The 8,610-nt window shown below is 60.0% G+C and carries 8 protein-coding genes; 1 reads left to right on the top strand and 7 read right to left on the bottom strand.

Going from position 1 to position 8,610, the window contains the following annotated elements; all coding sequences use genetic code 11:
* A partial coding sequence (locus BIS10_RS05560; RefSeq protein ID WP_253503255.1) for an RES family NAD+ phosphorylase occupies positions 1-368 on the top strand: 368 nt, incomplete at its 5' end.
* A 16-nt stretch (positions 369-384) separates the two neighbouring features.
* Here the strand turns inward: BIS10_RS05560 and urtE are convergent.
* The 7 genes from urtE to BIS10_RS05525 all read right to left on the bottom strand — a co-directional run bounded on the left by urtE (position 385) and on the right by BIS10_RS05525 (position 8,529).
* The gene (urtE, locus tag BIS10_RS05555) at positions 385-1,092 is read right to left on the bottom strand and encodes an urea ABC transporter ATP-binding subunit UrtE (RefSeq protein WP_188639728.1); all 708 of its coding nucleotides are present in this window, start codon (positions 1,090-1,092) and stop codon (positions 385-387) included.
* The gene (urtD, locus tag BIS10_RS05550) at positions 1,092-1,928 is read right to left on the bottom strand and encodes an urea ABC transporter ATP-binding protein UrtD (protein WP_253503252.1); all 837 of its coding nucleotides are present in this window, start codon (positions 1,926-1,928) and stop codon (positions 1,092-1,094) included. The genes urtE and urtD overlap by 1 nt, the downstream gene beginning before the upstream one ends.
* Positions 1,925-3,070 (bottom strand): urea ABC transporter permease subunit UrtC, encoded by a 1,146-nt coding sequence (gene urtC, locus BIS10_RS05545; RefSeq protein ID WP_253503249.1) that lies wholly within the window; start codon positions 3,068-3,070, stop codon positions 1,925-1,927. Before urtC ends, urtD begins: the two co-directional genes overlap by 4 nt.
* 3 nt (positions 3,071-3,073) lie before the next feature.
* Positions 3,074-4,684 (bottom strand): urea ABC transporter permease subunit UrtB, encoded by a 1,611-nt coding sequence (urtB, locus tag BIS10_RS05540; protein ID WP_253503246.1) that lies wholly within the window; start codon positions 4,682-4,684, stop codon positions 3,074-3,076.
* Positions 4,685-4,767: 83 nt separating this feature from the next.
* On the bottom strand, positions 4,768-6,120 hold the full coding sequence (gene urtA / locus BIS10_RS05535) for an urea ABC transporter substrate-binding protein (RefSeq protein ID WP_253503243.1): 1,353 nt from the start codon (positions 6,118-6,120) through the stop codon (positions 4,768-4,770).
* A 377-nt stretch (positions 6,121-6,497) separates the two neighbouring features.
* Positions 6,498-7,997 (bottom strand): tripartite tricarboxylate transporter permease, encoded by a 1,500-nt coding sequence (locus BIS10_RS05530; protein ID WP_253503240.1) that lies wholly within the window; start codon positions 7,995-7,997, stop codon positions 6,498-6,500.
* A gap of 49 nt (positions 7,998-8,046) precedes the next feature.
* Positions 8,047-8,529 (bottom strand): tripartite tricarboxylate transporter TctB family protein, encoded by a 483-nt coding sequence (locus tag BIS10_RS05525; RefSeq protein ID WP_054644893.1) that lies wholly within the window; start codon positions 8,527-8,529, stop codon positions 8,047-8,049.
* Positions 8,530-8,610 lie beyond the last annotated feature (81 nt).

Below are 8,610 nucleotides of genomic sequence, written 5' to 3'. Positions count from 1 at the left end.
GCCCAGGCAATGCCTGCGTGTATGTGGCAAGCTCAGAGTCGTTGGCGCTGCTGGAAATCATGGTGCATCTGGAAAGCTATCGGCTGCTCAACGCCTATGCGCTGCTGCGCCTGACGCTGCCAGCAGAGAGTATTTTACGCGTTGGCTTCGAAGACCTACCGGACCACTGGCAGGAAGCGCCAGCACCTGCGGAAACCGCCGACCTGGGCGATGGCTGGCTGGCAACCGGCCAGAGTTTGGCACTGGCGCTCCCCAGCGTGGTGGTGCCGAGAGAGCTTAACTACATGCTCAACCCGGCCCACCCCTTATTCGAGCAAGCCATTGCCACCGCCGAGGAACTGCCGTTCCAACCCGATCCACGGCTGTAAACCGGGTGTGGATAACTCAAACGGTCAAATGCTGCTTAATCAGCTCGTTAGATAGTTCGCTGATCTCGCCTTTGGCCACCGGGCGGCCGCGATCCATAATCACGAAGCGGTCGGCGTATTTACGGGCGAAGGGCAGCTTTTGCTCGACCAGCAGCACCGTTAAACCATCCTCTTTGATCAGTTGGCGAATCACCTGGCCGATTTGGGCGACGATATTAGGCTGAATGCCCTCGCCGGGTTCATCAAGAATCAGCAGCTTAGGCTCGATCACCAGCGCGCGGCCGATGGCGAGCTGCTGCTGTTGCCCGCCGGATAAATCGCCGCCCCGGCGGTGCTTCATCTCTTTGAGCACCGGAAACAGCTCGTAGATACGCTCGGGGATTTTTTTCAGCCCGTCGCCCCGGGCGGCCAGCCCGGTACGCAGGTTCTCCTCCACCGTCAGCAGCGGGAAGATCTGTCGCCCCTGGGGCACAAAGCCGATGCCCATGCGCGAGCGCGCTTCCACGGCTTTTTTGGTGAGTTCGATCTCACTGCCATCGCCCTGGTAGCGCAGCTGGCCGCTTTTCACCGCGACTTCGCCCATGATGGCTTTCATCAGGGTGGTTTTACCCACCCCGTTGCGGCCCATCACGCAGGTGCACTGCCCGGCGGGCACGTCTAGGTCTAAGTCCCACAGCGTATGGCTCTCGCCGTAGAACTGGTTGAGCTTTTCAATCGCCAGCATCAGGCGCTCTCCTCTTCATCCGACCCTAAATACACCTCGACCACTTTGGGGTCGTTGGAGACCTCGTCCATACTGCCTTCGGCCAGCACGCTGCCCTGGTGCAGCACGGTCACCTTGCGCGCAATCGAGCGCACAAAGCCCATGTCGTGCTCTACCACCACCACCGACTGCTTGCCAGCAAGGCCGGTGAGCAGCTCGGCGGTGCGCTCCATCTCCTGCTCGGTCATCCCGGCCACCGGCTCATCCACCAGCAGCAGGCGCGGGCGCTGCATCAGCAGCATGCCAATCTCCAGCCACTGCTTCTGGCCATGGGAGAGAATCCCGGCGGGCTGGAAGCGCAGCGCGGTCAGGCCAATGGTTTCCAGCACGTCATCAATGCGGTCTTTGATCTCCCCGGTCATGCGGGCGGTCAGCGTGGGGAAGATGCGCTTGTCGGCAGCCATCGCCAATTCCAGGTTCTCGAATACGCTGAGCGCTTCGAACACCGTGGGCTTCTGGAATTTGCGGCCAATGCCGAGGCTGGCGATTTCCGGCTCGTTCATCTGCAGCAGGTTATGGCGGCTGCCGAACCACACGCTGCCTTCGGTGGGGCGGGTTTTGCCGGTGATGATATCCATCATGGTGGTTTTACCGGCCCCGTTGGGGCCGATAATGCAGCGCAGCTCGCCGTCGTCGATGGTCAGGTTCAGGTTATTGATCGCCTTGAAGCCATCAAAGCTGACGGTGACATCTTCCATATACAGAATCGGGCCGTGGCGCACGTCGACCGGCGAGGCCTCTGGTGCCATAAAATCAAACACCCGATCCCGCGCTTTTAGCGATTGTAATAGGCTCATGCGGCGGCCTCCTTGGGTGGGTGATCATCCTCTTTACGGCGCTTTAGGTGGCCTAACAGCCCCGCTACACCTTTTGGCAGCAGCACCGTGACCAACACGAATAGCGCACCCAGGGCGAATAACCAGGCGTCGGGCATAATGCCGGTGAAGATGGTTTTGGCGTAGTTGACCAAAATCGCGCCGATCACCGCGCCGTACAGCGTGGCCCGGCCACCCAGCGCCACCCACAATACAATTTCAATCGAGAACAGCGGCGAGAATTCGCTGGGGTTAATAATGCCCACTTGCGGCACATAGAGCGCCCCGGCAAGGCCCGCCAGCATGGCCGAGACCACGAAGACAAACAGCTGGAAGCGCTCGACGCGGTAGCCAATAAAGCGCGTGCGCGCTTCGGCATCGCGAGTAGCCACACATACCCGGCCCAGTTTGCTGGTGACGATTGCCCGGCAGAGGATATAGCCCAGCGCCAGCGCCACGCCGGTGGCGATAAACAGCCCCAAGCGCGTGGCATCGCTACGCAGGTTAAAGCCCAGCAGCTCGCGGAAGTCGGTCAGGCCGTTATTGCCGCCAAAGCCCATCTCGTTGCGGAAGAAGGCCAGCATCAAGGCAAACGTGAGCGCCTGGGTAATGATCGAGAGATACACCCCCGTCACCCGTGAGCGGAAGGCCAAAAAGCCGAACACCAGCGCTAGCATCCCCGGTGCCAGTAGCACCATGGCAAAGGCGAACCAGGCCATATCGAAGCCGTGCCAGTACCAGGGCAGGCTGTCCCAGTTGAGGAACACCATAAAGTCCGGCAGTAACGGGTGGCCGTAGGTGCCGCGGTCACCGATTTGGCGCATCAAGTACATGCCCATGGCGTAGCCGCCAATGGCAAAAAACGCCCCATGGCCCAGGCTCAAGATGCCCAGGTAGCCCCATACTAAATCTACCGCGACCGCGAGCAGCGCGTAGCTTAGGTACTTGCCGAACAGGTTAACGGTGTAAGCGTTCACATGCAGCGGATGCCCCTGGGGCACCGCCAAATGCAGCACGGTGACCAGCAGCAGCGCGGCAAACAGCACGCCGAGGAAGGTCTGAGTGGCCCGCTCACCGAACGGTCGGGTGAGCCAAAACTGGCTGGATGTTGCTTGCGTCATCATGGGTTAGCCCTCCGCAGCCCGGCCCTTCTGCGGGAAGAGTCCACGCGGGCGTTTTTGAATAAACAGAATGATGAAGACCAGCACGATAATCTTGGCCAGCACCGCGCCCGCCCAGGGTTCCAGCACCTGGTTGATCACCCCCAGCGAGAGCCCTGCCACCAGCGTGCCCCACAGGTTACCCACGCCGCCGAACACCACCACCATGAACGAGTCGATGATGTAGTTCTGGCCCAGGTTGGGGCCCACGTTGGTGAGCTGGGAGAGCGCCACGCCCGCCAAGCCCGCCACGCCGGAACCCAGCGCAAAGGTCATGATATCCACGCGGGTGGCGCGAATACCCATAGAGCGCGCCATAGCGCGGTTCTGGGTAACGGCACGCACTTCAAGCCCTAAGCGGGTGCGACGCATAATCAGCATCAGCGCAGCGAACACCACCAGCGCAAAACCCAGCACAAACATCCGGTTGAGGGTCAGCGAAAGCGCGTCGTTGATGACCAGCGAGCCGCTCATCCACTCCGGCGTCACCACGGTGCGGTTGAGCGGTGAAATCACCGTACGCACCAGTTGCTGAAGAATCAGGCTGATACCGAAAGTGGCCAGCAGGGTTTCCAGCGGGCGGCCTTTGAGGAACTGGATCACGCCCCGCTCAATGGCAATGCCCACCAGCGCGGCCACCATAAAGCCCGCCGGAATCGATAGAATCAGCGCCAACCCGGGCTGGCCCGGCAGCAGTTGCTGCATCATCCAGGTGGTGTAGGCGCCTAACATCATTAGCTCGCCGTGGGCCATGTTGATCACGCCCATCACGCCAAAGGTAATCGCTAAGCCAATCGCTGCCAGCACCAGCACCGAGCCCAAGCTCAAGCCGAAATAGAGCGTTTCCAGGCCGCGGTTAATCTTGAGCTGCTGCTCAATGCCTGCCAGCGCCGTCGCTGCTGCCTCGGCAACAACAGGGTCGTCGCTATTAGCCGCACGGCCTAACGCCACGCGAGCACGCGGGTGAAGGCTGCCGGTAAGCGCCTCGACACCCGCCATCTCGCCCTGCTCGGCGCGGTAAATCGCCACCGCCTGAGCTAAGCGCGTGCGAACGTACTCATCTTCCGCGTCGGCAATCACCGGCGTCAGCGTCTCGGCCAGCTCGCCGTCCACTTCGCCCAGCAGACGGTCGGCGGAGGTACGGCGGCGCTCTACGTTAGGCGAGTAGAGGTCCACCACGGCAATGGCGCTACGTAGCTGGTTACGCAGCGCATTGTTGATGCCGATACGGTCCAGGTCGCGGCGGGACATTTCGCCCAGCGGCTCGTTGGTCAGCGCATCCGCCACCGGCCAGTCGCGGCCACGGTTCTCGAGCACCAGCACAAAGCGGCCATCGTCGGTGCGTTGTAGGCGGCCATCCAGCAGTGCCTGCAGCCAGTCGCGGGCGCGCTCGTCATCGCTTTGTAGAATAGCGGTAATGGCTTCGCCTTTATCGCGGTAGGAGTCCACATCCAGCGCGGTCAACAGCGCGAGTGCTGCTTGGTCATCGGGAGTCGAGGAGCTGCTTTGTGCCTGCGCCGACACGGCGGTGCCGAGTAGCATCAGGCACAGCAGCCCCAAGGAAAGGAAACGCCTCATGGGGTTCTTCCTTTGGTGATCAAATGGGAGAGGTAGCGTGCTCCCCTACTGCGCCATTGCGCTGGCGCAGTAGGGGACGAAAGTTACTCGGCGAGCGCTGCTTCGGCTTCTTCTGCTGCGGTGCTGCCACCACAGGAACCGTTCACAACGTTAAAGTTGCCGCACTCCATGGGCTTGCGCCAATCAGCGATCAGGTCACGGGAGCCCGGCAGGTAATCCGACCACGCATCACCGGCCACGGTAGAGGGTGTTTGCCAGACGATGTCGAACTGGCCGTTATCCTGAACTTCACCAATCAGCACCGGCTTGGTGATGTGGTGGTTAGGCATCATCGCCGCGTAACCGCCGGAGAGGTTCGGCACGGTCACGCCGATAATCGCGTCTTTCACCGTATCCACATCGGTGGTACCCGCTTTACGCACCGCTTCCGCCCACATGTTGAAGCCGATGTAGTGCGCTTCCATGGGGTCGTTGGTCACCGCCATCTCGTCACCGGTATGCTCAATCCAGGCGTCGATAAAGTCGTAGTTGGCGTCGGTATCCACGCTCATGAAGTAGTTCCAGGCGGCCAGATGGCCCACTAGCGGCCCGGTGTCGATACCGGACAGCTCCTGCTCGCCCACCGAGAAGGCAATCACCGGAATGTCGGCGGCATCGATGCCTTGGTTAGCCAGCTCGCGGTAGAACGGCACGTTGGCGTCGCCGTTAATGGTGGAGATCACGGCGGTAGGCTTGCCCTCTTCGCCAAAGCGGCGGATTTCGGAGACGATGTTCTGCCAGTCCGAGTGACCAAACGGCGTGTAGTTGACCATGATGTCTTCTTCGGCCACGCCGTGCTCATCTTTCAGGAATGCTTCCAAGATGCGGTTGGTGGTGCGCGGGTAGACGTAGTCGGTGCCGATCAGCGCGAAGCGCTCGATACCGACTTCGTTGATCAAATACTCAACGGCAGGAATGGCCTGCTGGTTAGGGGCGGCACCGGTGTAGAAGACGTTTTCAGACGACTCTTCGCCTTCGTACTGAACCGGGTAGAACAGCAGGCCATTCAGCTCTTCCACCACCGGCAGCACCGCTTTACGGGAAACGGAGGTCCAGTTGCCGAAGATCACATCCACTTCTTCCTGGGCCAGCAGTTCACGTGCGCGCTCGGCAAACAGCGGCCAGTTAGACGCGGGGTCGACCACCACGGCTTCTAGCTGACGGCCCAGCAGGCCACCGGCTTCGTTCTGCTGCTCAATGAGCATTTCCACGGTGTCTTTCAGGGTGGATTCACTGATAGCCATGGTGCCAGAGAGCGAGTGCAGAATGCCGACTTTGATAGGGTCGTCGTCTTGGGCCACCGCTTGCGCGCTGGCGCCCATCACAGCGGCGGTGATCAGGGCAGTGGCGAAACGGCTAAGGGTACGTGGGTGTGTCTTGCGCTGCAGTGTGGTCACTTGAACCTCCTTGCGCCCCTTATGGTTGGGGCTCGTGTTTGGGGTACCGCGACCAAGCGTTGTCGTTATTGAGGCGACGGGGCACTTGGTGCGTCCACTCGTGGGTCGCGAGTTACAACTCGTATTCACACGTCGCTATACACACTGCAAGGGGTGCGCCAATGTGGAACAAAGGCCACTATTAAAAATACAATCAATCACTTAGCCGTGTACAAAAAACACAACTCAGGCGGCTTGGCACCAAGATGGCGCAACGCGGCGGCTCGCATGCACGATATTCATGCACCAACACAGCGCTTTGCACCACCAGCGTAGATTCACTATAAAAAAAGCGCCCTAGCAGACGCTAGGGCGCTTTGGGGGTACCGCACTGAGCGTTAGTTAGCGGCAGTGGCCGCTTTATTACGACGCTTCTTGAGCAACGGCAGGCCCAGCGACAGCATCGCAATCACCAACAGAGAGAGCGAAATTGGCTTGTCGATAAAAGTGGTCCAATCGCCCCCGGAGATCTGCAGCGCCCGGCGCATGGACTCTTCCATGATATTACCGAGGATGAGCGCAAGGATCAGCGGCGCGGTGGGGAAGCCAAACAGGCGCATGCCCAAGCCCAGCAGACCAAAGCCCAGCAGCAGCAACAGGTCGAATACGCTGAAGCTCATGCCGTAAACGCCGATCATGCAGAAGATTAAAATCATCGACAGCAGCAGCGGGCGCGGCAGGTCGAGGATTTTAGCGATCAGCGGGATCAGCGGCAGGTTCAGTACCAGCAGGAAGATGTTGCCGATGTACATACTGGCAATCACGCCCCAGAACACATCCGGACGTTGCTCCAGCATCATGGGGCCAGGCGTCACACCCATTACCAGCAGCGCACCCAACAGAACCGCCGTGGTACCAGAGCCCGGCACACCCAGGGTTAACAGCGGCACGAAAGAGCCTGTACAGGCGGCGTTATTGGCCGCTTCCGGAGCGGCTACGCCCTTAATGTTGCCCTGACCAAAGGTGTCGCCATCTTTCGCTAGGCGCTTCTCCATGCTATAGCCCAGGAAGGAGCCAATGGTGGCGCCCGCCCCCGGCAGTACGCCGGTAAAGAAGCCCAGTACGGAACTGCGGCTAATGGGGCCAGCAATTTTCTTCACTTCACCGCGGCTCAGTTTCAGCGAGCCAATCACATTGCGCGGCACCTCTTTACCGCCGCCGCCACGCAGCAGCATGTAGAACACTTCCGCCAGGGCGAAGATACCCAGCGCCACCACCAGAAAGTCGATACCGTCGAGCAGTTGAATCGAGTTGAAGGTAAAGCGTTCAGTACCGGTTTGCGTGTCGATCCCCACAATCGAGATCATCACACCCACTACCGCCGCAATCAGGCCTTTTACCAAGGATTTATCCGACAGTGACACCACCGCCGTTAAGCCCAGCACCATCAGTGCAAAGTACTCAGCAGGGCCAAAGCTTACTGCCACTTTGGAGAGCAGCGGTGCCACCAGCATCAAAAAGATCACCGATACCGTACCGCCGATAAAGGAGGCATACGCCGCAATGGCCAGTGCCTTACCCGCCATGCCCTGCTTGGCCATCGGGTAGCCGTCAAAGGAGGTTGCCACCGTGCCCGCCACGCCGGGGGCGTTGAGCAGAATGGATGAGGTCGAGCCGCCGAAAATAGCGCCGTAATAGACCCCTGCCATCAGAATCAAACCGGAGGAGGGCTCCATGGCAAAGGTAATCGGAATCATCAGCGCCAGCGCGCTGATCGGCCCTAGGCCTGGCAGCATACCGATAATGGTACCGGCAAACACACCGGCGAAAACGTAAGCGATATTGATTGGCTCAAGCGCGATGCCAAAGCCATACATCAGATTGTTTAAGGCATCCATGGGAGTGTCTCTCGTTAAAACCCGCTAAGCGTGCGTCAGCACGCCCTGCTTAGAACGGCAGTACGCCGGTGGGTAGGTAAACATCCATTACCCGTGTCATGGTCAGGTAAAGGGCCAGTACCACACCCAGCGATGCCGCCAGGTTGACGCCGTGGCGGCGATAGCCGTAGTAGGCGGTTAAACCAACGCTTAAGAGCGTGGAAGCCAAGACAAAGCCCAGCGGCACCAGCAAAAACGCATAGGCGGCGATGGCTAACGAGGTCACGATGACACGCGCCCAGGGGGTGAACAGCAGCGGGCCGTTGGTGGCCTCATGGTCGATCTCATCGGCCCCGGCAATAGCGCTCGGCTTTTCAAAAAACAGCAGCGCCGCCAGCAGCAGCAGAGACACGCCCAATACTTTGGGGAACAGGTCGGAATCCACCGGGCGCGGTAAGGGGAACGTCGGGATTTGCCAAGCCATGGCTAAATAAGCAGCCGCCACCAGCGCCAGTACAAGCGCTAGCCACTGGTTAGTATTCAATCGGGTCATTGGGATTTCTCCGAAGGAGCCAACGCGGATGCGCTGGCCCTCGCGGTAACAGACAGAAGATCCCAGCGGCGTGGCGCCACC

The sequence above is a fragment of the Halomonas sp. 707B3 genome, assembly GCF_024158645.1.
GTDB lineage: Bacteria > Pseudomonadota > Gammaproteobacteria > Pseudomonadales > Halomonadaceae > Vreelandella > Vreelandella lionensis.
The sequence above is the reverse complement of the archived record's forward strand: the minus strand, read 5'-3'. Positions and strand labels throughout refer to the sequence as shown.

What these genes read in the sequence shown, in the direction of transcription:
- urtE (WP_188639728.1), bottom strand. Translation starts at nt 1,092, where the DNA reads ATGCTGGCGATTGAAAAGCTCAACCAGTTCTACGGCGAGAGCCATACG.
- urtD (WP_253503252.1), bottom strand. Translation starts at nt 1,928, where the DNA reads ATGAGCCTATTACAATCGCTAAAAGCGCGGGATCGGGTGTTTGATTTT.
- urtC (WP_253503249.1), bottom strand. Translation starts at nt 3,070, where the DNA reads ATGATGACGCAAGCAACATCCAGCCAGTTTTGGCTCACCCGACCGTTC.
- urtB (WP_253503246.1), bottom strand. Translation starts at nt 4,684, where the DNA reads ATGAGGCGTTTCCTTTCCTTGGGGCTGCTGTGCCTGATGCTACTCGGC.
- BIS10_RS05530 (WP_253503240.1), bottom strand. Translation starts at nt 7,997, where the DNA reads ATGGATGCCTTAAACAATCTGATGTATGGCTTTGGCATCGCGCTTGAG.
- BIS10_RS05525 (WP_054644893.1), bottom strand. Translation starts at nt 8,529, where the DNA reads ATGACCCGATTGAATACTAACCAGTGGCTAGCGCTTGTACTGGCGCTG.